Source organism: Pectobacterium sp. A5351, from assembly GCF_028335745.1.
In the GTDB taxonomy this organism is placed as follows: domain Bacteria; phylum Pseudomonadota; class Gammaproteobacteria; order Enterobacterales; family Enterobacteriaceae; genus Pectobacterium.
Genome location: NZ_CP116477.1, coordinates 1,287,075 through 1,312,362 on the forward strand (window position 1 = coordinate 1,287,075; position 25,288 = coordinate 1,312,362).

Consider the following 25,288-nt stretch of genomic DNA (forward strand, 5'->3'; position numbering starts at 1 on the left):
TGAAGTTATGGGATTTATGACACACAAGGAGATGGCACCGCTACCTGATGTTCATCAACTGAGTGATGAACAGACGATGTTAACCGTGGAACATCTGAATTTGTACTATGGCAACAAGCAGGCGCTGAACGATATTTCGATTCGTATTCCGAAGAAGCAGGTCACGGCGCTGATTGGGCCGTCGGGCTGTGGCAAATCCACGCTGTTACGCTGTTTTAATCGCATGAACGATCTGGTGGAAGACTGCCGTACCGAGGGCGATATCTGGCTGAACGGCATGCCCATTAACGATCCGCAGTTGGATGTTGCCGTGTTGCGCCGTCGGGTCGGCATGGTTTTTCAACGACCGAATCCGTTTCCCAAATCGATCTATGAAAACGTGATTTATGGCCTGAGATTGCAGGGGCTGCGCGATCGCCGTTTTCTGGATGATGCCGTTGAGCGAGCGCTGCGGGCAGCCGCGCTGTGGCATGAAGTCAAGGATCGGCTGAGCGACAACGCGCTGACGCTATCGAGCGGACAGCAGCAGCGTCTGGTGATCGCCCGGGCGATCGCTATTGAGCCGGAAGTGTTGTTGCTGGATGAGCCGACCTCCGCGCTCGATCCGATTTCGACGTTGATTGTTGAAGAGCTGATGGGAACGCTAAAGCAGCATTTCACGCTGGTGCTAGTGACGCACAACATGCAGCAGGCGGCCCGCGTGTCGGATTACACCGCGTTTATCAATCAGGGTAAGTTAATTGAGTATAACCGTACGGACGATCTGTTTACCTCGCCGACGCAGCGCCGTACTGAGGATTATATCACTGGGCGATTTGGCTGAAATTTCATCAAGCCACGGCGCGAAAGGGCTTAAAAAAATTATGGATACCGTTCATCAATTGTCCGTGCCATTTGAAAAAGTGATGATAAAATGCGCGCAAATTTTTTGACTCTGGTAAGTGGCGGGTAAGATGAAATTTAGCACCATGAACGAACGCGAAATTATTACCGAGCTGTGCCGGAGAATAAAAGACGCCAGAATCCAGCAGCGCTTATCGCAGGTCGATCTTGCCGAGAGAGCAGGGCTAGGGATTGCGACGATCAAACGTGCTGAAATGGGCGAGTCTATTACGCTCAGCAGCCTGCTTTCCATCCTGCGTGGGTTGAATCGTCTGCATCAGATTGAAGGCGTGCTCTTCGATGCTGAAGTGGAATCTTTCCATGCACAGATCAGCGGTGAGAAAAAACAGACGCCGCTGCGTATCAGAAAGAAAGCCGCAGCCTTTCCCGCCAAGGCGCTCGCGAAGCATGAAAATATCAAGAGGCCAGCTAACAGCACCGTGGACTGGTACATCGCGGCGGCCGAAAACAATATTGTCTGGTCACTGCCTGAAAGCGATAAAAAATAAAGGGTTAATGAGGTTGCTAACAAAGTCCGTATGGCGGTAGTAACGGATAGATCGTAAAGATGCTGTAAATACATCCCTGTACGCTCGGATTGCGCAGATATGAATCTCATCCCTGAGATTCACCCTTGCAGGCTGAGGAATCCCCAGAAAACAAGACAGGCATAGAGTTTTATGATCTACTGATTTTCGCCAAAAAATTCAATGAGATCACCCTATGCCTGTCCGTAAAGTATGCCAGACTTTTTTCCGTCACGCTTTAGCTTCAACACATCAATATCGACAACATGCGCTTATTGATTCCACCGCTGCGTTGATAAGCGGTGCCACGCTTTCACTCACCTGCATCGGGCGTTATTTACCCGGCCCTGCTCGCGTGAAAGATAAAATAAAACGGGTTGACCGCCTTTTGGGAAACACTGCGCTTCATCACGATATCCCGAAAATATTTAATCAGATTACATCCATGATGACCAAAAACATGCCGTGGTGTGTTATTGCCGTCGACTGGAGTGGCTATCCCTCTCAGGATTTTCATGTCCTGCGTGCCAGCCTTGTCTGTGATGGCCGCGCTATCCCCTTGATGAGTCAGGTGGTTCCGTCAGAAAAGCAAAACAATATTTTGATACAGAAAGCCTTTCTTGACGCGCTTGCCTGTGCTATTGCCCCGCAAATGAAAGTCACCCTCATCACCGACGCGGGCTTCCACAATGAATGGTTTCGGCATATCAAAGCACTGGGATGGGACTTTATTGGTCGCATCCGGGGAAACGTAAAATTTTGCCTTCATCATGGCCCGGAACGCTGGCTGAACGTGAAAGACTGTACTGGCACGGCGCGCGCGGAATATCTGGGAGCCGGAACGCTGGCGCGTTCAAAAAAGGCGCAATGCAACGGACATTTTTATCTTTATAAAAAAGCGCCGAAAGGCCGAAAAAGCCAACGTCGCAAAGGGAAACCGAGCCATCCCACAACAGAAAAAGAACAGCGTGCGTCAGCTAAAGAGCCGTGGCTGCTATTTACCAGTACTGATGAATTCAAGCCCCATGAAATTATGAAACTCTACAGCAGGAGAATGCAGATTGAACAAAACTTTCGCGATGAAAAGAGTGAGAGATTTGGCTTTGGCTTACGCGCCTGTGGAAGCAAAACGGGTGAGCGGCTTTGGGTGCTGAGTTTGCTGGCAACACTGGCATCAATTGTTCTCTGGTTATTAGGATATCATTTTGAAAATAAAGGTCTTCATCTTCATTATCAGGCGAACAGCCTTAAAAGTCGAAGAGTGATATCGTTTTTGACACTGGCGGAAAATGTACTGCGGCATTCACCGCGAATAATCAGGCGAGTGAAGCTGGAGAGTATTTTAGCCCAACTCACCAGCACCTACCGAAATATGGTGCTGGTTTATTAGCGATGATTTTGTGGGGATCCCTCAGCCTTGCAGGGCCGCCGCAAGCGGCGTTCAAATCAGTTAAGCCGATTTGTCCCCACTCACCCCAGTCACTTACTTGAGTAAGCTCCTGGGGATTCGTGTGGTTGCCGCGTTACGATGCTCATTGCTGAGCATCGCCCTAAAGGGCCAACACTTCGCGTTGTTCAAAACGTTAACGTTTTGTCCTACAACTCGAATTATTTAGGGTATGACTAGAAAATAACGTATCGGCGTTAAAGTCGAGTGGGGGGGTTACAGCAGATCGCGCAGGCTGTAAACGATGGCGGAAATAGCGATCAGTCCCATCAGGGTGACAAAGACGTTACTGATGTGGCCGCTGTATTTCTTCATTGCCGGGACTTTCTGAATAGCATACATCGGCATCAGGAACAGCAGGCATGCGATAATCGGGCCGCCTAACGTTTCGATCATACCCAGAATGCTTGGGTTCAGTGTTGCCACAATCCAGGTCGTGATCAGCATGAACAGCGCAGTGATGCGGTTCAATTTGGTGTGGGAAATGGTTTTTCCTCTGCTGCGCAGGGACTTCACGATCATGCCGTTAAAGCCTTCGCCTGCACCCAGATAGTGACCCAGGAACGATTTAGAGATCGCGATGGTGGCAATAACCGGTGCCAGATAGCCCATGACCGGGTTGTTAAAGTGGTTCGCCAGATAGGACAGAATAGAAATGTTCTGTGTTTTTGCTTCCATCAGCTCAGCCGGAGACAGGCTCAGTACGCAACTGAAGACGAAGAACATCACGGTCAGGACCATCATGATGTGGCTGTAAGACAAAATGCGTGAGCATTTTTTCTCTGCGTCATCGCCATATTCTTTCCGTTTGGCAACGGCGAAAGAAGAGATGATCGGCGAGTGGTTGAAGGAGAAAACCATCACCGGAATAGCCAGCCATAATGTCGCCAACAGACCGTTGCCCGTGACGCTGGAACTCAGAGAAATGTTTTCAAAAACAGAGGTATTCCAATTAGGAATTAAATAAAGCGCCAGCAACATCAGCACGGCAACAAAAGGATAAACCAGAATGCTCATTGCCTTAACGATCATCGCTTCACCGAAGCGAACAATAAACATTAGCCCGAGAATTAATATTAATGACAGCAGGGCACGCGGTGGAGAAGGCAGATGTAATTGGTGAGTAATAAAGCTATCTACCGTATTGGTAATGGCGACGCTATAAACTAATAGGATCGGATAAATAGCGAAAAAATAAAGCAAAGTGATTAATTTACCTGCACCAACGCCGAAATGTTCTTCAACAACTTCGGTAATATCTTCGCCACCTTTTTTGCCTGATAATACAAAACGGCATAAAGCACGGTGAGAATAATATGTCATCGGGAAAGCAATCAGCGCCATGATAATTAACGGAATTAAACCACCAATACCCGCGTTGATAGGTAAGAATAACACACCAGCGCCGATGGCTGTGCCGTAGAGGCCCAGCATCCAGACGGTATCGCTTTTACGCCATCCTGAAGTCTGTTCTAACACCTGGCTGCTATCTTGAATTGTGCTCATATACTGATTTCTCCTCGGTGAACACATTAATACCCGTCGTACAGGGGTATAAAAATTACAGTACCGGCAACTTGCCGTTACAGAGTTTGAAAAACGAACAAGACATATTGCTAATTATGTCAACAGGTCAATACTGTTTTGTGGCGGCATTCTATATCGTGGTGGTCAGCGAATAATATTGAGGCGATCACAGAAATGAATTGACGGGAAATATTTTAATAAATTTCCGCGAAAATTAAAACATCAATCCTGATACTTTATTTTAAATATTTTTAACGGCTCGTTATTGATACTTTATTTCATTGCTGAATGATAAAAAATGAACAATAAATAAAATAAAGGGTAGCTAAAATAATAAACGCAATTTTTCTGATGTCACGCGCAATGATGGTTTTTCTCTTTTTTTACGGTGCGGTATCGCGAGCGTGCTTCCTGCGCACGCATCGAATCGCGTTGTTATTCACCGTGGACGATTAACACACGAGGCGGTTATCCGACAGGCGGTAACCTGCCGGATAACAGTTACCGAGCTGTCAGGCGATGAGTTTTTCTTCTGCCCACTCCAGACCGCTGTGGTACTCCTCGGGTAAGAGAGGTGCCAGCGATTGCAGCGAGTGTCTTAACTGTGCGGCGTTCGACGATGATAGGTTGAGATGCCCCACTTTGCGACCAGGGCGAACGGCTTTCTCATACCAGTGCAGATGTACCAGCGGCAGCGTCAGCCAGTCGATATTCACGTCGGTGCCAATCAGGTTGACCATCACCGAAGGCGTTTCGACGACCGGTTCCGGCAGCGGCAGGTCGAGAATGGCGCGCAGGTGCAGTTCAAACTGGCTGATCGATGCACCATTTTGCGTCCAGTGTCCGCTATTGTGTACGCGTGGAGCCAGCTCGTTAATGAGCAGACGGTTGCCGACGATAAAGCATTCCATTGCCATCACGCCCACATAGCCCAGCGCATTCATAATCGCGGACAACATCTGCTCGGCCTGTGCTTGCAACTGCGGGTTGGGCTGAGGGAAAGCGACGCTGGTACGCAGAATGCCATCCTGATGCAGGTTATGGGTGAGCGGATAGAACACACATTTACCGTGCGTATTGCGCGCGCCAACCAGCGAGACTTCGCCTGAAAAATTAATGCCTTGCTCAACGATGCATTCGCCGTAGCAGTCAGCGGGCAGCGTCTGTTGCTCGCCGTCGCGCAAGCGCCACTGTCCGCGACCGTCGTAACCACCAACGCGGCGTTTAACGATAGCCAATTCACCTAATGAGGCGAAGACGTGTGGCCATTCATCGGCACAGGCCAGCAATTGCCAGGGTGCGGTTGCCAGATTCAGCGAATCCAGCAGTTGTTTTTGCGTCAGGCGATCGGCCAGACGCGGGAAAATATCACGGTTCGCAAACGCCGTGTGTTCGGCCAACTCACGAGTGAGGGCGGTTTCCGGCCAGCGCTCAATCTCGGCGGTAATCACACTGTTATGAAACGGCACCGATTCCGGCTCAGCATCCAGCCCCACGGGATAAACGGCGATCCCTAACGGTTCGCCAGCCTGACGTAGCATTCTGCCCAACTGACCATTGCCTAATACGCAGACCGGTTTCATGCCTCCTCCCGCGGATCGGGATGAGAGAGCACATCATCGGTTTGCGCCTGACGCCAGTCGGTCAGTCGGGTGGCGATGCCACGATCGTGCAGGGCGAGAATTTGTGCGGCCAGCAGAGCCGCATTCGCTGCGCCCGCTTTGCCAATGGCCAACGTGCCGACCGGAATACCGCGAGGCATTTGGACGATAGAATACAGGCTGTCTACACCGCTCAGCGTTGAGCTTTGTACCGGTACGCCAAGCACGGGAACCAGCGTTTTCGCTGCCAGCATACCCGGCAGGTGTGCTGCGCCGCCTGCGCCAGCGATAATCACATCAAAACCGTTCTGTGCCGCTTGTTCTGCAAAGCTGAACAGCTTATCCGGCGTCCGGTGTGCGGAAACGACTTCGGTATGAAAAGGAATGTTCAGCGTGGTGAGGATTTCCGCAGCAAACTGCATGGTGGCCCAGTCACTCTTTGAACCCATGACGATGGCAATTTTAGCCGGGGCAACGTTGGATGACATGCCTGTAACGCTCCTGTGATTGTACGTGTTCGTGACGCGTTCGCGTCGGCCAGACAGGGAGGGTCTGGCGTTGAGGGCGTAGAGCATATCACGCCATTATGGCGAGGAAAACGGTTGCGTATGCGGAAATGCTGGGGGAATGAGGTGAGAGGCCGTTAAGTCAATGTCAGGAAACGCATTAAAATGGGAAGGAAATCAGTTCGATATTTTGTGGTGTGACCTTAATCATCGACCCTTCTTCATGCCAGGCACCCAGAACGGCACGCCGACCAGAAGATTCACCGAGATCGACCTGATGAATGGCGGGGCGGTGTGTGTGGCCGTGGATCATCGTCTTCACCTGATAATACCGTAGGCGTTCAAGCACGGCGTCGTGATTGACATCCATAATCTGCTGCGATTTTTTCTGGTTTTCCTGCTGGCTGGTCGCACGCATTTTCGCCGAGATTTTCATGCGTAATGATAAAGGCAATAGCAGGAAGAGTCGCTGAATAAACGGGTTATGGACCCGGTGACGGAATTGTTGGTAGTGATGATCGTCGGTACACAGCGTATCACCATGCAGAATAAGGATCTTCTGGCCGTAGAGGTCGAGCACGGTTTCCGTTGGTAGCAGCGTCATTCCGCTTTGTCTGGCAAAACGCTTACCGATCAGGAAATCACGGTTACCGTGTACGAAATAGCAGGGAATACCGCGCTGATGTAAGGCATAGAGTTCCGCAGCAATGGTCGCATGCAGCGGCTGGGGATCGTCGTCGCCGATCCAGGCATCGAACAAATCGCCAAGAATGTAAAGCGCATCGGCATGAATCGCATCATGGCGTAAAAAACGCAGAAAACCGGCGGTAATCGCCGGTTCATGAAGACTTAAATGCAGATCGGCAATGAACAGCGTTGCCATGCCAGTCAGATTATTCGCTGACCGTTACGTGGGTAATCACCACGTCTTCTTTCGGTACGTCCTGATGCATGCCGCTGCGGCCAGTCGCCACGCCTTTGATTTTATCAACGACGTCCATACCTTCGGTAACTTCAGCGAAAACGCAGTAGCCCCAGCCATCAGCGCGCTCTGAACGGAAGTTCAGGAAGTCGTTATCAACAACGTTGATAAAGAACTGGGCAGTGGCAGAGTGTGGATCGTTGGTACGAGCCATTGCCAGCGTGCCACGCGCGTTTTTCAGGCCGTTATTGGCTTCATTTTTGATTGTCGCGTTGGTTTCTTTTTGATCCATACCGGGAGCGAAGCCGCCGCCCTGGATCATGAAACCATTAATCACACGGTGGAAGATCGTGTTGTCATAAAAACCGCTGCGGCAGTAGTTCAGGAAGTTTTCTACGGTAACCGGCGCCTTGTCTGCAAACGTATTAATAACGATATCGCCGTGATTGGTATGAAGCGTAATCATAATAATGAACCCTAGATAGCCTTAGTGATAAGAGTGCTGCTCACAAAAGGCGGTGAACAGCAAGAGCGCTGTTATAGCATAACTGGTCGATTGAGTCAGTACTTCGCGCTTACCGCACCACTGTTGGTGGTTGGATGGATGAGAAAATCGTATAAAAAGGTTTACTACTCTGATTTTGGTAGGTGTCAAATAATATGTGTGCTGAAGAATATTGCGCAATAAGGTGTTAATCAGGCAACAGGGACTTTTAAAAACAAATAAATTGATCAAAATTTCAAGTGAAAGTTAATTAATTTGAATGAGATTTTTGTTGCCCCAGATCAATATTTTGCGTAATCAACGTATTCTTTTTTTGTGGCTCAGATTAATCTGAGAGTAATTCTTATTCTTCCTACATAACTCTAAAGAGATAGGTGAACTATGCTGGGTATTCTGGATGGTGTTAACCGTTTATTAGACAAGCCGGACTTTGGCAAACTGTTTTTGCGCGTATCTTTCAGCGTGTTGATGCTGTTTCATGGCTGGCATAAGGTACACGGTGGAATCGGTGCTATTGAAGGTATGCTGACCTCGGCGGGGCTCCCTGCTTTTATTGGTTACGGCGTCTATGTCGGAGAAGTCATCACCCCGATTCTGATGATTCTCGGGATTCTTACACGTCCTTCTGCGCTGATCTTCTCCTTCACGATGGTAGTGGCGACGTTGCTGGTTCACCCAGATGGTTTCGTCACGCTGGCAAAAACCGGTGCCTGGGGTGTTGAAGGCACCGCGGTGTTCTTCTTTGCGGGCATCGCCATTGCCCTGCTCGGCAGCGGTAAATACTCTGTGATGTCGAATCCGCGCTGGCGTTAATGGTTTTCTGCCGGCGGATTCTTTTTTGTCAGTCGCCGCTAATGGTGCGAAATGGCCCGGATTTTCCGGGTCATTTCATTTTTATCCTTTCTCGCCGATTCCCTCTTCTTATTAACCTTGCAATACAGTAGGGTTCAGGTTTCAATACGCCGTTGGGTATCAACCCTGAATGCATTGATGTTACTGTCGCTAACGGCGGCTGTGATTGACCTATCGTGTGTATGCTACGTTTTTGAGTGCTATGTTTTTTAACACGATGCCTTTTGAACGTTGTGCGGTTGTGCAAACCATTTCTTTGAAAACCATTTTTTTGTGAAAACCATTTTTATAAAAACACTGGAACGCCCTGATGCTAAAGATTTTTAATACGCTGAGTCGCCAAAAAGAGGAATTTAAACCCATCCACGCCGGTCAGGTGGGAATGTATGTGTGTGGCATCACCGTTTATGACCTGTGTCATATCGGTCACGGGCGTACTTTCGTGGCGTTTGATGTGGTGGCGCGGTATTTGCGGTATCTGGGATATTCACTGAAATATGTGCGTAATGTCACCGATATTGACGACAAAATTATCAAACGTGCCGCCGAAAACGGGGAAACCAGCGACCAACTGACGACCCGTATGATTGCAGAGATGCACGCCGATTTTGATGCGTTGAATATTCTGCGCCCGGATGCCGAGCCGCGTGCGACGCACCATATTGCCGATATCATCGAAATGGTAGAAACGCTGATTGCCCGTCGCCACGCTTATGTTGCGAGTAATGGCGATGTGATGTTCTCCGTTGATACCGCGCCGGGCTATGGTGTGCTGTCTCGTCAGGATCTGGAGCAATTGCAGGCTGGCGCGCGCGTTGAAATTACCGAAGTGAAGCGTAACCCGATGGACTTCGTACTGTGGAAAATGTCCAAGCCGGGTGAACCGCACTGGTCTTCTCCGTGGGGAGAGGGGCGCCCTGGCTGGCATATCGAATGTTCTGCCATGAACTGCAAACAGTTGGGCACGCATTTTGATATCCACGGCGGCGGTTCCGATTTGATGTTCCCGCACCATGAAAACGAGATCGCGCAGTCCAGCTGTGCACACGACGGTTCGTATGTGAATTACTGGATGCACTCCGGCATGGTGATGGTTGACCGCGAGAAGATGTCAAAGTCGCTCAACAATTTCTTCACCGTTCGTGATGTGCTGGCGTATTACGACCCGGAAACGGTGCGTTACTTCCTGATGTCAGGCCATTATCGTAGCCAGTTGAACTACAGCGAAGACAACCTGAAACAGGCGCGTGCGGCGTTAGAACGTCTGTATACGGCGCTGCGTGGGACGGATGCTAGCGTTACGGCGCACGGTGGTGACGAGTTTGAAGCCCGTTTCCGCGAAGCGATGGACGACGATTTCAACACGCCGGAAGCCTACTCAGTGCTGTTTGATATGGCGCGTGAAGTTAACCGCCTGAAAGCGGAAGACGTGCAGGCGGCGAATCAGCTGGCGTCGGCACTGCGTAAACTGTCTGGCGTGCTTGGTCTGCTGGAACAGGATCCTGAGCAGTTCCTGCAAAACGGCGCGCAGGTGGATAATGATGAAGTGAAAGAAATCGAAGCGTTAATCCAGCAGCGTAAAGATGCACGCGCGGCGAAAGACTGGGCGCTGGCAGATCAGGCACGCGATCGACTGAATGAAATGGGGATCGTGCTGGAAGACGGCCCGCAAGGAACCATCTGGCGCCGTAAGTAACGCCGATCTTTCTGTCAATAAAAAGCCCGCAACTGGACTGACCCCATAAAGTTGGACAGTTCATGTTAAGCGGCTATCAGGGCCCGGGTTCGGTATTCTACCGGACTCAGGCCTTTTAATTTCAGGCTGATCCGCTCGTTGTTATAGTAATGGATATAGTCCTCTATCGCCTTCCTCAGTTCATTCAGATCGCTGAACCTGTTCAGGTAAAAACACTCCGATTTCAGTGTGCCGAAGAAGTTCTCCATCACCGCGTTATCCAGGCAGTTTCCCTTGCGTGACATGCTTTGCGTCATACCCTGTGCCTTTAACTTTGCCTGATAGCCTGCCATTCGGTATTGCCAGCCCTGATCCGTGTGCAGCAGCGGTGTATCCTCCGGTCCGAGCGCTGAGAACGCATCGTGCAGCATCGTATTAACCATCTCCATCACCGGCCTTTCCGACAGGCTGTAGGAGATAATCTCCCGGTTAAACAGATCGAGAACCGGCGACAGGTACAGCTTTTTACCCTGCACCGAGAACTCTGTAACATCCGTGACCCATTTTTCGTTGGCTTTCGATGCACTGAAGTTCCGGCTCAGGATATTGGGCGCAGCCTTGCCCATTTCCCCTTTCCAGGCACGATATTTCTTCACCCTTATCAGAGAGCGGAGTGACAGCTCCGCCATCAGTCTCTGCACAGTTTTATGGTTTACCAACAACCCCTGTTTTCTCAGTGAGAGTGTGATCCTGCGGTAGCCATAACGCCCTTTGTGATAGTGGTAAATCTCTCTGATTTTATCTTTCAGCCCGGCATGCCTGTCCACTCGCTTCAGCGCATTCATATTGTGATACCACGTACTACGGGACATACCCGCTGCACGCAGAAGATCACCGAGCGCATACTCCAGCCTTAGCTCACTGATTATTCCGGCTTTCTGCCGCTTTTCTCGCTTTGAACTAAGGCCTTCAGCTTTTTTAGATAGGCATTCTCTGCGCGCAGGTAACGAAGTTCAGCCCGCAGTTCTTCGGGAGATAACTTTTCCAGTGCAGCATCGGTAAGTGGAGGTGTTTTTTTGGGTTTTGTCATGTCCTTGCTCCGGCCTGGTTTTATGCTCAGAAGTCCTTTCTCACCTGCGTCTTTGTATACATTCACCCAGTGCCGGACAACGGTTTCAGTTGAGATATTAAACCGTGCGGCAGCTTCACGCATCGAAAGTTCTTCATTGAGAACAGTCTGGACAACAGTCATCCGGAACGCCGGAGAATGGCGGTCATTTTTCCAGGTAATGCCATCAATACCATGGAGTTGCCAGGCTCTTACCCAGCGTCGCACTGATGTTCTCTCAACACCAAAGCGTTCAGCTGTACGATGTGTTCCATCTTTTCCGGCGAGGTAGTGATTAACTACAGCTAATCTGGTTTCGAGGGAATATTTTGGCTTTGCCATAAAAAACTGCACCTTACTCAGTTGGGTGTCCAACTTTTGGGGTGCAGTCCAAACGTCTACATTGCGGGCTTTTTTTCACCATCGTCGATATCTTCAATGATCGATGTCTTAAATGATCGATGTCTTAGCGTTAGTCGGCAATTTTTACCGTTTGACCATCGAACTGAACGGTTTGACCCGTGACGATTTTGCAACGCTTACGCGTTTCCGTCTGGCCGTCAACGGTCACGTCGCCAGCGGCGATAGACAGTTTGGCTGCTGCGCCGCTTTCACTCCAGCCCAGCAATTTCAAGAGATCGCACAGTTCAACGTGCGGATGTTTTTCAAGATGAAACGTTGTCATAAATTCCTGCTTATCGGTGTTCTACCCACGGCGTTACTCGGCGTGGTCATGATACTCTTCACACGCCTGTAGCGTGTTTTGAATCAGTGTGGCAACGGTCATTGGGCCGACGCCGCCCGGTACGGGGCTGATGTAAGACGCTCTTTCCTGCGCGGTGTCAAATTCCACATCGCCGACCACTTTGCCACTTTCCAGACGGTTGATACCCACGTCCAGCACAATCGCGCCCGGTTTAATCCATTCGCCAGGGATGAAGCCCGGTTTACCCACGGCGACAACCAGCAGATCGGCGTTTTCAATATGGTGACGCAGATTTTTGGTGAAACGGTGCGTGACGGTCGTAGTGCAGCCTGCCAGCAGCAGTTCCAGGCTCATCGGACGGCCAACAATATTAGATGCGCCGACGACCACGGCATTCAGCCCGAAGGTGTCGATATTATAACGTTCCAGCAGGGTGATGATGCCGCGTGGCGTACAGGCGCGCAGTAGCGGAGCACGCTGGCACAGCCGACCCACATTGTAAGGATGGAAGCCATCAACATCTTTACTTGGCGCGATGCGTTCGATCACTTTGGTGTTATCAATGCCTTCCGGTAAAGGAAGCTGAACCAGAATACCGTCAATTGTCTGGTCGGCATTGAGCTGGTCGATAAGCGCCAGCAGCTCGGGTTCCGTGGTGGTGATGGGCAAATCATAAGAGCGAGAGATAAAGCCGACTTCTTCACACACCTTACGTTTGCTGGCGACATAAATCTGTGATGCCGGATTTTCGCCGACCAGCACAACAGCCAGACCCGGTGCGCGTTTTCCTGCGGCTAAACGCTGCGTGACTCGTGCGGCAACTTCGTCTTTGACCTGCTGCGCAATCGTTTTACCATCAATAATCTTTGCTGCCATCTGAGATGAGACCCATCAGTTTGAAATAGGGGGGAGATGGCCGCTATTCTGTCAGAAGCTGTGCGTGCTGTCAGGTATTGCATCAATATTATTGAGATTGCTTTCGCTATTCACTCACCTCGATACGGTTTTTACCGCCATTTTTGGCGCGATACAGTGCGGCATCGGCAATATCGATAACGGACGACGCTGTTGGCGGTGGGTTATCCGCACAGAACACGTAGACACCGGCGCTAATGGTGACGATTTTTTCCGGGAACAGCGTCATTTCATGAGGGATTTCTTCTGCTCGTACCAAATCCAGCGCACGCTGAGCGAGCGTGGTGGCACCTTGCTTATCCGTCTCGGTGATGATGATCGCGAACTCCTCACCGCCATAGCGGGCGACCAAATCCTCTTTGTACCTCGGCATGCTGTTCAGGATGTTACCAATCTTGTGCAAGCATTCATCGCCAGCTACGTGTCCATAATGGTCGTTATATTTCTTGAAGGCGTCGATGTCGATCATGATCAGCGCCATACACTGCCGTATTTCCGCAGCCCGCAATAGGGTTTGTTGCAGGAAAATGTCGAACTGACGGCGGTTGGCTAAGCCCGTCAGGCCATCGAACAGCGCCAGCGTTTGCAGGGTATGGTTAACCGACGTGAGTTCATCGCGCACCAGGGTTAAATCGACCTGATTTTTCAGATTCATACGAATCTGTCTCAGAACGATCAGGCCGAGCAGGGTAATAGTGAACAGCAGGATGAGCGTAATAGCGCCATAAATCAGACTGTCTGTTCGCCATCTTTCGAGGACTAAGTTGAGGTCGTAGCCTGCGGCGATCACGATGGGGTAGCGCTTTAATTTGGTATAGCCATAAATCCGTTTGATGTGATCGAGCGTGGAGACGAATGTCGCTGTTCCGCTTTCAGACTGTTTCAGATGTTCTGAAAACAGCGGGCCGTTGGACACATTACGGTTGACGTATGAATCGTCGTAAGGGCGGCCGTACAGAATCCGACCATCGGAAAGCAAAATGGCGAGCACATCCATGTTTCCCATGGCGTAGTAGCCGTAATACTGCTTGAAATAGTTCAGCGAGAGGGTGGCGAGCAACACGCCGTTAAAGCTGCCGTCGGGCTTGTTGATACGCATAGAGACAGGAATGATCAAGTCGCCCGTGGAGCGGCTCTGGATCACGCTGCCGATGTGCATGTCTTTGCCGACGTTGCTTTGGTGATATTTGAAATACTCTCTGTCAGCGTTGTTCGCCTGTGCTGGTTTGGTCACCCCTGAATTGACCAGCCACTCACCTTTCTCATCATAGATAAAGATGCCGTGCAGTTGTGGCAGCGTCGCTTTTCTGCTTTTTAAAATATCGCCTAGCCTAATGATTTGCGCAGATGATAAACCATCTTTATCGATACGCTCTTGTAAGTCCTGTAACAGGATATCGACTTGTAAAAACGTGTCTTCGGCATGGCGTGCCAGCGACAACGACAGGTTTTTGGCGTTTCGCTCAGTGGAATCGATAAGCTGTTGGTGAGAATTGAATACTGCCCATCCGTTCAGCGCCACGACAGTGGTGATGATGAATAGCATAAAAACAATCATCAATTTTTGGAGCGGCATTTGATAGTGGCTGGCCTTGTCGCGCGTGCTGACCTTCATTGTCCTTCCCATCCTTAGCCAGAGAGATGACTGATGATAAGTGTAGACGTTTCTGCCATTTACGCCGTTATTGATGAGGATTGCTTATGCTTTTTTGGCGAGTTTTATCGAATCATGAGTCGCTTTGATAATAAAGTAACGTCTCTACACACTATCTCCATGTTGCGTTGATAAAAACTCGAAAATAAACCGGTATTGTCGTGTTTATTCACGAAAACCCTCTAAGATAAATGACGTTGTGTCACATAATGTCATGAACGCTCGTTTCTATGCTAATGATTAAAGATCGTCACAAGGTGTAAGGAAATTTTTATTTTGCATTAAATACACTATGTTTAATTGGCGTTTAACTGGAATTGCTAATGATAAGGCTATTGTGTTTTTTACGTTTGGCTGATGGGTGTGACGTTTTTATGTGAATGTGGAGGGGTATCGTGAGACAGAGACATAAATTGAAATGTAACGCCGCTATTCAGAGTGAAAAATAAGAAAGATACTGCGGCGGAATATGGTTTTCAGCCAGTGATGAAATAAAGAGCCCTTCATGAAAATAGCGATTAGCGGAACGGGATATGTCGGTTTATCGAATGGATTATTATTGGCACAACAGCATCAGGTTGTGGCGTTAGATATTGTGGCTGAGAAAGTGGCGATGCTGAATCAAAGAAAATCGCCGATTAATGACACCGAGATTGAGCGTTTTTTACAACACGAAACGCTGAATTTTTCCGCTACGCTGGATAAACATGAAGCGTATGTCGATGCGCAGTTCGTGATTATCGCGACGCCAACAGATTACGATCCGCAGACGAACTATTTCAACACGTCGTCAGTAGAGGCGGTCATTCGCGATGTGCTGGCGATTAATCCGCAGGCCATTATGGTGATTAAATCGACGGTGCCTGTGGGGTTCACCGAGAAAATCAGCCAGCAGTTGGATACGGACAACATCATTTTTTCCCCCGAGTTTCTGCGTGAAGGAAAGGCGCTGCACGACAACCTTTACCCGTCGCGGATTGTGGTGGGTGAACGGTCGGAAAGGGCCCGATTTTTCGCTAACCTATTGATGGAATGTGCATTAAAAAAAGATATTCGCGTACTGTTTACCGACCCGACAGAGGCTGAAGCGATAAAACTGTTTGCGAATACCTTCCTGGCGATGCGCGTCGCCTACTTTAACGAGCTGGACAGCTATGCCGAATCGCTGGGGCTGAATACCCGGCAGATTATTGAAGGCGTGTGCCTCGATCCGCGTATTGGCAACTACTATAACAACCCTTCTTTTGGCTACGGTGGCTACTGTTTGCCGAAGGATACCCGACAGCTTTTGGCTAATTATCGCACTGTTCCGAATAATCTTATCAAGGCGATTGTAGACGCGAACCATACGCGGAAAGACTTCATCGCCGACACGATTATCCGCCGTCATCCGAAAACGGTCGGCGTCCATCGTCTTATCATGAAAGCGGGGTCGGATAATTTTCGCTTTTCCTCCATTCAGGGCATTATGAAAAGGATAAAAGCGAAAGGAATCAATGTCGTGGTTTATGAACCAGGGATTGATGGTGATGATTTTCTGGATTTTCCCGTCATTCACCAACTCGATAGTTTCAAACAACAGTGTGACATTATTATTACCAATCGTTATGCCGACGAATTAAAAGATGTGATAGGGAAAGTTTATACCAGAGACTTATTTGGTGAAGATTGATTTCTTTTCGTAAATCAATAAATCAACATCTCGCTATTCGCTAAAAGTTCATTTTGGCATTGTAATTAATTATGTCTTTGTGCCGCCTTGTCGTGTTTTATCGTTTATCGGTAGTTTTATGGTTGTCGCAATAAATTAAGGTTGGCTTAAGGCTTCGTTATTTAGACTGCTCAATGATGATTAGTCACCATTGTTTATTTTGGGAATACGTTATGACGGATTTTTTGCCTTTTTCCCGCCCGAATATGGGCGAAGAGGAAATTGCTGCCGTGGCGGAAGTATTACGATCCGGTTGGATAACCACAGGGCCGAAATGTCAGCAATTAGAACAGGCGTTTTGCCAGCAGATAGGGTGCCGACAGGCGATTGCGGTTAGCTCTGCGACGGGTGGGATGCACGTGACGCTGATGGCGCTTGGCATTGGCCCCGGTGACGAAGTGATTACGCCGTCCCAGACCTGGGTTTCAACCGTCAATATCATCACGCTCCTGGGAGCGGAACCAGTGATGGTTGACGTGGATCGGCATACGCTGATGGTGCGACCGCAGGATATCGAAGCGGCCATCACACCGAAGACAAAAGCCATTATTCCCGTGCATTATGCCGGTGCGCCTGCCGATCTGGATGCGCTGCGTGCGCTCAGTGAACGCTACGGCATCCCGCTGATTGAGGATGCGGCGCACGCCGTCGGTACGCAATATCGCGATGAGTGGATCGGCGCACGTGGAACCGCCATTTTCTCGTTTCACGCGATTAAAAACATCACCTGTGCGGAAGGCGGCATGGTGGTGACGGACGACAATGCTCTTGCTGAACGACTACGCAGCCTGAAGTTTCACGGGCTGGGCGTTGATGCGTTCGACAGGCAGCGACAAGGACGCAAGCCGCAGGCTGAGGTGGTGACGCCGGGGTTTAAATACAACCTGGCGGATATCAATGCGGCGATTGCGCTGGTGCAACTGGATAAACTCTCGGCGATCAACGCCCGCCGTCAGCAGCTTGCCGCACGTTATCTCACCCAACTCCGTGCGCTGCCGCTCCAGCCGCTGGCGGTTCCTGATTATCCCCACCTGCATGCCTGGCATCTGTTTATGGTGCGTGTGGATGAAACGCGGTGCGGCATATCGCGCGATAGCCTGATGGCGGCACTGCAAGCGCGCGGCATTGGCACCGGGTTGCATTTCAGAGCGGTGCATACGCAGAAATATTACCGTGAGCGCTATCCCCATTTGCACCTGCCGGAAACGGAGTGGAATTCGGCGTCGCTTATGACGCTGCCGCTGTTCCCCGATATGCAGGACAGCGATGTCGATCGCGTCGTTGCGGCGCTAACCTCGATTCTGGAGTCTGTTCGTGATTGATGACATCAAAAATGTGTCTGTTGTGATTCCCGTTTATAACGAAGAAGAGAGCCTGCCGGTGCTGATTGAACGCACGCTGGCGGCCTGTCGGCAGATCGGTAAACCCTGGGAAATTATTCTGGTTGATGACGGTAGCAGCGATGGCTCGGCGGAACTGCTGACTGAGGCGGCGAGCGACCCGGAAAAGCACATTATTGCCGTATTGCTGAACCGTAACTATGGTCAGCACTCGGCCATCATGGCTGGATTCCAGCAAGCGGTAGGCGATGTGGTCATTACGCTGGATGCCGATTTGCAAAACCCGCCGGAGGAAATTCCACGGCTGGTGGAGTATGCCGCGCAAGGCTATGACGTGGTCGGCACTGTGCGAGCCAACCGGCAGGATTCACTATTCCGCAAAGTGGCCTCGAAAACCATCAACCTGATGATCCGGCGTTCGACCGGGAAATCTATGGCGGATTACGGCTGTATGCTGCGTGCTTATCGTCGCCACATCGTCAGCGCGATGCTGCACTGCCATGAACGCAGCACCTTTATTCCTATTCTGGCCAACACCTTTGCGCGGAAAACCATTGAGATCGACGTGCTGCATGCCGAGCGCGAATTCGGCACGTCCAAATACAGCTTTCTGAAGCTGATTAACCTGATGTACGACCTGCTGACCTGCCTGACGACGACGCCGCTGCGCATACTCAGCCTGATCGGCAGCGTCGTTGCGCTGTCGGGTTTCCTGTTGGCGCTGTTGTTGATCGGCCTGCGTTTGTTCTTAGGAGCGGAATGGGCGGCCGAGGGTGTGTTCACGCTGTTTGCCGTGCTGTTTATGTTTATCGGCGCGCAGTTCGTCGGGATGGGGCTATTAGGGGAATACATCGGTCGTATCTATACCGATGTGCGCGCCCGGCCACGCTATTTTGTACAAAAAACAGTGAGTGCGGCAACGCCACTGACCACCAGTTTACGGGATGAAGAAGAATGAAAGCGATCGTATTTGCCTACCATGATATCGGCTGCGTCGGCCTTGAGGCGTTAAAGCTCGCGGGCTATGAGATTCAGGCGGTGTTCACGCACAGCGATGCGCCGGGCGAGAATCACTTCTATGCGTCGGTGGCGAAAGCGGCAGCCGGGATGGATGTGCCGGTGTTTGCGCCGGAAGACGTTAACCACCCGCTTTGGGTGAACCGCATTCGCGAACTGGCACCGGATGTTATTTTTTCCTTCTATTACCGCACGCTATTAAGTGACGACATTCTTCAGTTGCCGTCGTTTGGCGCTTTCAATCTGCACGGGTCGCTGCTGCCGCGCTACCGTGGACGGGCACCGGTCAACTGGGTACTGGTGAACGGCGAAACGCAGACGGGCGTGACGCTGCACAAGATGGTGTCCCGCGCCGATGCTGGCGATATCGTTGCTCAGTCTGTGGTGGCGATTGACGATGAAGACACCGCGCTGACGCTGCACGGTAAATGTCGTACCGCGGCGGCGGCTTTACTGGCGCAGCAATTACCCCTGATCCGCTCGCGTGAGATTATGCTGACGCCGCAGGATGAAAGTCAGGCCAGCTACTTCGGACGCCGCACGGCGGCAGACGGGCTGATCGATTGGCAAAAAAGCGCCCGCGAGATCAACAACCTGATTCGCGCGGTGACGGAACCGTATCCAGGGGCGTTTACGTTCCTCGGTGAGCGCAACGTGATCATTTGGCGTGCTCGTGTAGTGAAGGTTAATCGTTTCAAAAACAGTGATATGAGCGCCAATGGCGTGAAGCATAAACCGGGCTCGATTATCTCGACATCGCCGCTGGTGGTGGCCTGCGGTGAAGACGCGCTTGAGATCGTCAGCGGACAGAGTGAGACCGGGCTGTATATGTCGGGTAGCCGACTGGCAGCGGAAATGGGCATGGTGCCACAGGCGAAACTGGGCAACCTCGCCAGCCGTGTGCAACGACGCCGCACGCGCGTCCTGATCCTCGGCGTGAACGGTTTTATCGGTAACCACCTGACTGAACGCCTGCTGCGCGACGATCGCTATGAAATCTACGGGCTGGATATCAGTTCGGATGCCATCGCCCGTTTTCTTGGCGATCCGCGTTTCCATTTTGTGGAAGGCGATATCAGCATTCATAACGAATGGATCGAATATCACATCAAGAAATGCGATGTCATTCTGCCGCTGGTAGCGATTGCGACGCCTATCGAATACACCCGTAACCCGCTGCGCGTGTTTGAGCTGGATTTTGAAGAGAACCTGAAAATTGTACGCGACTGCGTGCGCTACAACAAACGCATTGTTTTCCCGTCCACCTCAGAAGTGTACGGCATGTGTGATGACAAAGAGTTTGATGAAGATAACTCACGCCTGATTGTCGGGCCGATCAACAAGCAGCGCTGGATTTACTCCGTGTCCAAGCAGTTGCTGGATCGGGTGATCTGGGCGTACGGTGCGAAAAGTGGTCTGCGTTTCACGCTGTTCCGTCCGTTTAACTGGATGGGGCCACGTCTGGATACGCTGGACGCGGCGCGCATCGGTAGTTCCCGGGCGATTACCCAGTTGATCCTCAATCTGGTGGAAGGATCGCCGATCAAACTGGTGGACGGTGGGGCGCAGAAACGCTGCTTTACCGACATTCACGACGGCATCGAGGCCCTGTTCCGTATTATTGAAAACCGCAATGGCCAGTGTGACGGGCAGATTATCAACATCGGCAACCCGCACAATGAAGCCAGTATCCGCGAACTGGGCGAAATGCTGCTGACCAGCTTTAATGACCATCCGCTGCGTGACCGCTTCCCGCCGTTCGCCGGGTTTATTGAAGTGGAAAGCAGCAGCTATTACGGCAAAGGTTATCAGGATGTGGCGCACCGCACGCCGAGCATTCGCAACGCCAAACGCCTGCTGGAATGGGAGCCGACGGTGAAGATGGAGCAAACCGTCGCGGAAACGCTGGACTATTTCCTGCGTACCGTTGATCCCCAGCACGCTGATGACGTCACGGATACGCAGGGATGACGCGCGTTGGCCTGCGAATTGATGTCGATACCTGGCGTGGTACGCGGGACGGTGTGCCCGCGCTGCTGGATGTGTTAGCGGAGTTCGATATCCAGGCGAGTTTCTTTTTTAGCGTCGGGCCAGACAACATGGGGCGTCACCTGTGGCGCCTGCTGCGTCCGCGCTTTTTATGGAAGATGCTGCGCTCCAACGCGGCCTCGCTCTACGGCTGGGATATCTTGCTGGCTGGCACGGCATGGCCGGGGCGCCATATCGGCGCACGGTTTGGTTCGTTAATCCGCCAGACGCACGATGCCGGGCATGAAGTGGGGTTACACGCCTGGGATCATCACGGCTGGCAGGCGAATGTCGCCCGCTGGTCGGATGCGCAATTAGCCACGCAGTTCCGTGAAGGAATAGATGCGCTGACACCGATGCTGCCATCACCGGTGCGCTGTTCTGCGGTGGCGGGCTGGCGAGCCGATTCGCGCGTTGTTGAGATGAAGCAGCGCTGGAATCTGGACTATAACAGCGACTGTCGCGGCACCCGACCTTTTCGACCACGCCTGAAAAACGGTGAGTTGGGTACCGTGCAGATTCCGGTTACGTTGCCGACCTACGATGAAGTTATCGGTGAGCGTGTGAGTGACGGTGAATTCAACGACTTTATTCTTGAGGCGATCCAACAGGATCGCGGCGTGCCGGTCTACACCATCCATGCGGAGGTAGAAGGGGGCGCGAAGCTGGCGCTGTTCCGCCAATTGCTGCTTCGTGCCCGTCAGCAGCACATCGAATTTTGTCCGCTTTCCTCATTGCTGCCTGATGACCGCGCCACGCTGCCCGTCGGGCGGATTGACCGTGCGCCGTTTCCCGGACGGGAAGGGTGGCTTGGCGTGCAAACGGAAGAATAAATAAAGCAGGAGATAGCATGGAAAAAGGCATGATAAAGCTAAAAAGTACCGTAATACTGGTGTTATTTGCTTTGCTCTACCTGTTGCCGCTTAACGGCCGCTGGCTGTGGTCACCGGATGAAACGCGCTATGCGGAAATCAGCCGCGAGATGCTTCAGCGTGGTGATTGGATCGTGCCGCATTTGCTGGACGTCCGCTACTTTGAGAAACCCGTTGCAGGCTACTGGCTGAACAACATCAGCCAGGGGTTATTGGGTCATACCAATTTTGCCGTGCGCTTTGGTTCGGTATTTTCTACTGCGATGAGCGCGCTGCTGGTGTTTTGGCTGGCGATGCTGCTGTGGAAAAACCGGCGTACTGCTCTACTGGCGGCGACGATCTATCTGACATCGCTGCTTGTGTATGGTATCGGTACGTACAGCGTGCTCGATCCTATGGTGACGCTCTGGATGACGGCGGCGCTGTTCAGCCACGTGCTGATTCAGCGTGCTACGCTGACGCGTGAACGGCTTATGGCCTGGGGGCTGATGGGGCTGGCCTGTGGCATGGGGTTTATGACCAAAGGTTTTCTGGCGCTGGCTTTACCGGTCATCAGTGTGCTGCCGGTGGCGGTGGCGCAAAAGCGGATGAAGGAATTGCTGCTGTTCGGGCCGCTGGCGATTGTCGTCGCGGTATTGCTGAGTGCGCCGTGGGCGCTGGCAGTACATGCGCGAGAAGCCGATTACTGGCATTACTTCTTTTGGATTGAGCATATCCAGCGTTTTGCAGAAGACGATGCGCAGCATAAAGCACCGTTCTGGTATTACCTGCCGGTTCTGATTGTCGGCGCATTCCCCTGGCTAGCGCTGCTGCCGGGCGCGTTGCGTAGCGGTTGGACGGAACGAAAAGCGAACCCGGAACGGTTCCTCCTGTTGTGCTGGATGGTGATGCCGTTGCTGTTTTTCAGCATCGCTAAAGGCAAGCTGCTGACTTATATTCTGCCGTGCTTTGCCCCGCTGGCGTTGCTGATGGCGGCATGGATTTCCGGGCTGGCTCCTGCGGTACGCGAGCGTCTATTGCGCATCAATAGCTGGCTCAATATTGCGTTTGGCAGCCTGCTGGCGCTCGCCGTTGCGGCGCTGGGCCTCGGTATTATCATGCCGCATCTCTATCAACCGGGAGAAGGGTTGACCATCGTATCAGGTGTCGTCTGTTTTATCGGCTGGGTGGCCTTTGCCGCTGTCAGCCTGAAAAAGCAGCGATCGTGGGGGTATCTGGTCGCGGGTTGTCCGCTATTTCTGGCGCTGCTCGTCGGCGGGAGTATTCCGGCGAGTGTGGTTGATTCAAAGAATCCTCAAACCTTTATTCGTAGTCACCAGCCACTGCTGGAGGACAGCCGCTATGTGCTTAGCGATGAGGTTGGGCTGGCTGCCGGACTGGCGTGGGAGCTCAAACGTAGCGATATCACCTTATTCAAGGCGCGGGGCGAATTGAACTATGGGCTGGACTACGCCGATTCTACGGACCGCTTTGTAGATGAGGGGGCTTTTCCGGCCTGGCTGGCTGAGAAACGGCGTAGCGGAAATGTCGCGCTGGTGCTGAAGGTCGATAGGGATACCGATGAAGAGTACCGCAGTCTGCCTGCCCCCGATCAGTTGAAAAAATCGCACCGCTACGTGCTGCTGTTTTATAAGCAGATAGCGCCATGAGTTATCTACTGGTGGCTATCGTCTGCCTGCTGACCAGCCTGGGACAACTGTGCCAGAAACAGGCGGCGGAGTGCTGGCGGCGTTTACCGACGGATCGACGCCAGCGCGTAACGCTCGGGTGGCTGATGCTGGCGGCGTTGCTGCTGGGTATCGGGCTATTGCTGTGGCTGGTGGTGTTGCAGCATATTCCGCTCGGCGTGGCGTACCCGCTACTGAGCATCAATTTTGTTCTGGTGACGCTGCTGGCACACTACTGGTTTGGCGAACGTGTGGACCGTCACCACTGGTGGGGCATTGCGCTGATTGTCACCGGTATCTATCTGATGCAGGGGGGATAATGGCGAAAAAAAGCTATGTCTGGGCGCTTGGCAGTATTGTGTTAGCCAGCGCCGCGCAGGTGTTAATGAAAAGCGGGATGCTGGGGCTGCCGAGCATTTCCCTGACGCACTGGCCGCCGCTGAGTACCTTAATGGGCGGTTGGCCTGTGGTTGCAGTGATCGGCGGAATGATTTGCTACGGCCTGTCGATGGTGTGCTGGTTCATGGTGCTGCGCTATCTGTCGCTCAGTCGCGCCTATCCGCTCATTAGCCTGAGCTATGCGGTGGTCTATCTGGCGGCGGTTTTCTTACCATGGCTAAATGAACCGATGAGTCTGCGTAAAAACCTCGGTGTCTTGATGATCATGCTGGGCGTCTGGCTGGTGAGTCGTCACGCGCAGATGGCGCGATAAACCGCCTGAGCGCGCGGTAGTGCGGGATCATTGACTGAAGACGTGAGCGGTACCCGTGACGCTCAGGCTGACCTGTTGGCCGACGGCGAAAGCGGCGTGGCTGACGGTTTTCAGTTCAATGATCTCAGCTTCTGCGTGGTGGACGTGCAGCGTCAGCGTAGAGACGAAGCCGGAAAAATCAACTTTACGGATGGTTGCGCGAATCGTCGCTGCACGCTTTTCCCCCGCTCGGCCTATCTCTGTGCTATCAACCTCAGCGTTATCAACCCCTGCATCGTGAATCGCGATCTGTTCCGGGCGGAGCATGATGCGGGCTTTACCGCTTGCGGTTGGGCGATCCACCGCGATGTGCCCAAGCAGGCAGTCAGCCTGACCGCCAGTCACCTGCGCATCGAGAATCAGCGTTTCGCCGAGGAAGGTCGCGATGTCTTCGCTGGCGGGCTGATGGTAAAGCGTCCACGGCGAGCCGGATTGTGACAGTTGGCCGTCACGCATGACGACGACCCGATCGGCAAAAGACAGCGCTTCCCCCTGATCGTGGGTCACCAGAATCGATGCCACGTTAGCCTGTTGTAATACGTCCATCACCGCTTTACGGGTGGTGGCACGCAGGCCGGTGTCCAACGCGGAAAAGGGTTCGTCCAGCAGCATCAACGCAGGGCGCTGTGCCAGTGCGCGAGCCAGAGCGACACGTTGTTGCTGTCCGCCGGAAATCTCATGCGGCGAGTGTTTCTGTAAATGCGCGGGAAGGGAAACCAGCGCCATCAACTCATCCACGCGCTTTTGCTTTTCCGCCTTCGAGCCTTTTAGCCCAAAAGCGATGTTGTCCGCGATGCAAAGATGCGGGAACAACGCGCCATCCTGCGGGACATAGCCGATTCCACGCTGATGGGCGGGGACGGAAAGCCCGTTATCGCAGAGCGTTTGTCCATTCAGCGTGATGACGCCGGTATCCGGTTTTTCAAACCCGGCAATCAGGCGCAACAGCGTGGTTTTTCCCGAGCCTGACGGGCCGACAATCGCCGTGCGGCGGCTATTCTCCAACGTCAAATGAATGTCAGACAGCACGGTGCGTCCGTTAAAGCTTTTACTGACGCGATGAAGTTCCAACATG

The 25,288-nt window shown here is 52.0% G+C and carries 23 protein-coding genes; 13 read left to right on the forward strand and 10 right to left on the reverse strand.

Annotation, left to right across the window (positions count from 1 at the left end):
* Positions 1 to 7 precede the first annotated feature (7 nt).
* The 3 genes from pstB (at position 8) to O1Q74_RS06055 (ending at position 2,799) form a co-directional block, all read left to right on the forward strand.
* Entirely contained in the window at positions 8 to 823 is an 816-nt protein-coding gene (pstB, locus tag O1Q74_RS06045; RefSeq protein WP_271877074.1) for a phosphate ABC transporter ATP-binding protein PstB, read from the forward strand.
* A 130-nt stretch (positions 824 to 953) separates the two neighbouring features.
* Positions 954 to 1,391 (forward strand): helix-turn-helix domain-containing protein, encoded by a 438-nt coding sequence (locus O1Q74_RS06050; RefSeq protein WP_271877076.1) that lies wholly within the window; start codon positions 954 to 956, stop codon positions 1,389 to 1,391.
* Between the two features lie 214 nt (positions 1,392 to 1,605).
* Positions 1,606 to 2,799 carry an IS4 family transposase gene (locus O1Q74_RS06055; RefSeq protein ID WP_271874016.1) on the forward strand — a complete coding sequence of 398 codons (1,194 nt, stop codon included), beginning with the start codon at positions 1,606 to 1,608 and terminating at the stop codon, positions 2,797 to 2,799.
* A gap of 273 nt (positions 2,800 to 3,072) precedes the next feature.
* On the opposite strand, the gene O1Q74_RS06060 is transcribed toward O1Q74_RS06055, so the two are convergent.
* The 5 genes from O1Q74_RS06060 to ppiB all read right to left on the reverse strand — a co-directional run bounded on the left by O1Q74_RS06060 (position 3,073) and on the right by ppiB (position 7,878).
* The gene (locus O1Q74_RS06060; RefSeq protein ID WP_271877079.1) at positions 3,073 to 4,362 is read right to left on the reverse strand and encodes an HAAAP family serine/threonine permease; all 1,290 of its coding nucleotides are present in this window, start codon (positions 4,360 to 4,362) and stop codon (positions 3,073 to 3,075) included.
* A 533-nt stretch (positions 4,363 to 4,895) separates the two neighbouring features.
* Positions 4,896 to 5,966, reverse strand: a complete 1,071-nt coding sequence (purK, locus tag O1Q74_RS06065; protein ID WP_271877082.1) for a 5-(carboxyamino)imidazole ribonucleotide synthase — start codon at positions 5,964 to 5,966, stop codon at positions 4,896 to 4,898.
* Positions 5,963 to 6,472 carry a 5-(carboxyamino)imidazole ribonucleotide mutase gene (purE, locus tag O1Q74_RS06070; protein ID WP_271877085.1) on the reverse strand — a complete coding sequence of 170 codons (510 nt, stop codon included), beginning with the start codon at positions 6,470 to 6,472 and terminating at the stop codon, positions 5,963 to 5,965. Before purE ends, purK begins: the two co-directional genes overlap by 4 nt.
* Before the next feature lie 178 nt (positions 6,473 to 6,650).
* On the reverse strand, positions 6,651 to 7,373 hold the full coding sequence (gene lpxH / locus O1Q74_RS06075) for a UDP-2,3-diacylglucosamine diphosphatase (protein ID WP_271877087.1): 723 nt from the start codon (positions 7,371 to 7,373) through the stop codon (positions 6,651 to 6,653).
* Between the two features lie 10 nt (positions 7,374 to 7,383).
* Positions 7,384 to 7,878 (reverse strand): peptidylprolyl isomerase B, encoded by a 495-nt coding sequence (gene ppiB, locus O1Q74_RS06080; RefSeq protein ID WP_180741836.1) that lies wholly within the window; start codon positions 7,876 to 7,878, stop codon positions 7,384 to 7,386.
* Positions 7,879 to 8,298: 420 nt separating this feature from the next.
* On the opposite strand from ppiB, the gene O1Q74_RS06085 reads away from it, so the two are divergent.
* Positions 8,299 to 8,730, forward strand: a complete 432-nt coding sequence (locus O1Q74_RS06085; RefSeq protein WP_271877091.1) for a DoxX family protein — start codon at positions 8,299 to 8,301, stop codon at positions 8,728 to 8,730.
* A 349-nt stretch (positions 8,731 to 9,079) separates the two neighbouring features.
* Positions 9,080 to 10,465, forward strand: coding sequence for a cysteine--tRNA ligase (gene cysS / locus O1Q74_RS06090; RefSeq protein WP_271877094.1), 1,386 nt, complete (start codon positions 9,080 to 9,082; stop codon positions 10,463 to 10,465).
* 65 nt (positions 10,466 to 10,530) lie between these two features.
* Here the strand turns inward: cysS and O1Q74_RS06095 are convergent.
* From O1Q74_RS06095 to O1Q74_RS06110, 4 genes are all read right to left on the reverse strand, one after another.
* A protein-coding gene (locus O1Q74_RS06095; RefSeq protein WP_271873361.1) for an IS3 family transposase occupies positions 10,531 to 11,894 on the reverse strand; the annotation gives its coding sequence in 2 pieces (ribosomal slippage) (positions 10,531 to 11,417 and positions 11,417 to 11,894; 1,365 coding nt in all).
* Between the two features lie 130 nt (positions 11,895 to 12,024).
* Entirely contained in the window at positions 12,025 to 12,237 is a 213-nt protein-coding gene (gene ybcJ / locus O1Q74_RS06100) for a ribosome-associated protein YbcJ (RefSeq protein WP_263057771.1), read from the reverse strand.
* 33 nt (positions 12,238 to 12,270) lie between these two features.
* Positions 12,271 to 13,134 (reverse strand): bifunctional methylenetetrahydrofolate dehydrogenase/methenyltetrahydrofolate cyclohydrolase FolD, encoded by an 864-nt coding sequence (gene folD / locus O1Q74_RS06105; protein ID WP_271877097.1) that lies wholly within the window; start codon positions 13,132 to 13,134, stop codon positions 12,271 to 12,273.
* A gap of 106 nt (positions 13,135 to 13,240) precedes the next feature.
* Positions 13,241 to 14,788 (reverse strand): sensor domain-containing diguanylate cyclase, encoded by a 1,548-nt coding sequence (locus O1Q74_RS06110; RefSeq protein WP_271877100.1) that lies wholly within the window; start codon positions 14,786 to 14,788, stop codon positions 13,241 to 13,243.
* A 544-nt stretch (positions 14,789 to 15,332) separates the two neighbouring features.
* Here O1Q74_RS06110 and O1Q74_RS06115 point away from each other — a divergent pair.
* The 8 genes from O1Q74_RS06115 (at position 15,333) to arnF (ending at position 24,174) form a co-directional block, all read left to right on the forward strand.
* On the forward strand, positions 15,333 to 16,499 hold the full coding sequence (locus O1Q74_RS06115; protein WP_271877103.1) for a nucleotide sugar dehydrogenase: 1,167 nt from the start codon (positions 15,333 to 15,335) through the stop codon (positions 16,497 to 16,499).
* 212 nt (positions 16,500 to 16,711) lie between these two features.
* A complete protein-coding gene (arnB, locus tag O1Q74_RS06120) occupies positions 16,712 to 17,860 on the forward strand; it encodes a UDP-4-amino-4-deoxy-L-arabinose aminotransferase (protein WP_271877105.1) in 1,149 nt (382 codons plus the stop codon).
* Complete coding sequence (arnC, locus tag O1Q74_RS06125) at positions 17,853 to 18,836, forward strand: undecaprenyl-phosphate 4-deoxy-4-formamido-L-arabinose transferase (RefSeq protein WP_271877107.1); 984 nt, start codon at positions 17,853 to 17,855, stop codon at positions 18,834 to 18,836. The genes arnB and arnC overlap by 8 nt, the downstream gene beginning before the upstream one ends.
* Positions 18,833 to 20,866, forward strand: a complete 2,034-nt coding sequence (gene arnA / locus O1Q74_RS06130) for a bifunctional UDP-4-amino-4-deoxy-L-arabinose formyltransferase/UDP-glucuronic acid oxidase ArnA (protein ID WP_271877109.1) — start codon at positions 18,833 to 18,835, stop codon at positions 20,864 to 20,866. Before arnC ends, arnA begins: the two co-directional genes overlap by 4 nt.
* On the forward strand, positions 20,863 to 21,756 hold the full coding sequence (arnD, locus tag O1Q74_RS06135) for a 4-deoxy-4-formamido-L-arabinose-phosphoundecaprenol deformylase (protein ID WP_263057766.1): 894 nt from the start codon (positions 20,863 to 20,865) through the stop codon (positions 21,754 to 21,756). Before arnA ends, arnD begins: the two co-directional genes overlap by 4 nt.
* Positions 21,757 to 21,773: 17 nt before the next feature.
* On the forward strand, positions 21,774 to 23,444 hold the full coding sequence (gene arnT / locus O1Q74_RS06140; RefSeq protein ID WP_271877112.1) for a lipid IV(A) 4-amino-4-deoxy-L-arabinosyltransferase: 1,671 nt from the start codon (positions 21,774 to 21,776) through the stop codon (positions 23,442 to 23,444).
* Positions 23,441 to 23,782 (forward strand): 4-amino-4-deoxy-L-arabinose-phosphoundecaprenol flippase subunit ArnE, encoded by a 342-nt coding sequence (arnE, locus tag O1Q74_RS06145; protein WP_271877115.1) that lies wholly within the window; start codon positions 23,441 to 23,443, stop codon positions 23,780 to 23,782. The genes arnT and arnE overlap by 4 nt, the downstream gene beginning before the upstream one ends.
* Positions 23,782 to 24,174: a 4-amino-4-deoxy-L-arabinose-phosphoundecaprenol flippase subunit ArnF gene (arnF, locus tag O1Q74_RS06150; protein WP_271877118.1), complete on the forward strand. Its 393-nt coding sequence runs from the start codon at positions 23,782 to 23,784 to the stop codon at positions 24,172 to 24,174. The genes arnE and arnF overlap by 1 nt, the downstream gene beginning before the upstream one ends.
* Before the next feature lie 27 nt (positions 24,175 to 24,201).
* On the opposite strand, the gene O1Q74_RS06155 is transcribed toward arnF, so the two are convergent.
* Complete coding sequence (locus O1Q74_RS06155) at positions 24,202 to 25,287, reverse strand: ABC transporter ATP-binding protein (protein WP_271877121.1); 1,086 nt, start codon at positions 25,285 to 25,287, stop codon at positions 24,202 to 24,204.
* Position 25,288 lies beyond the last annotated feature (1 nt).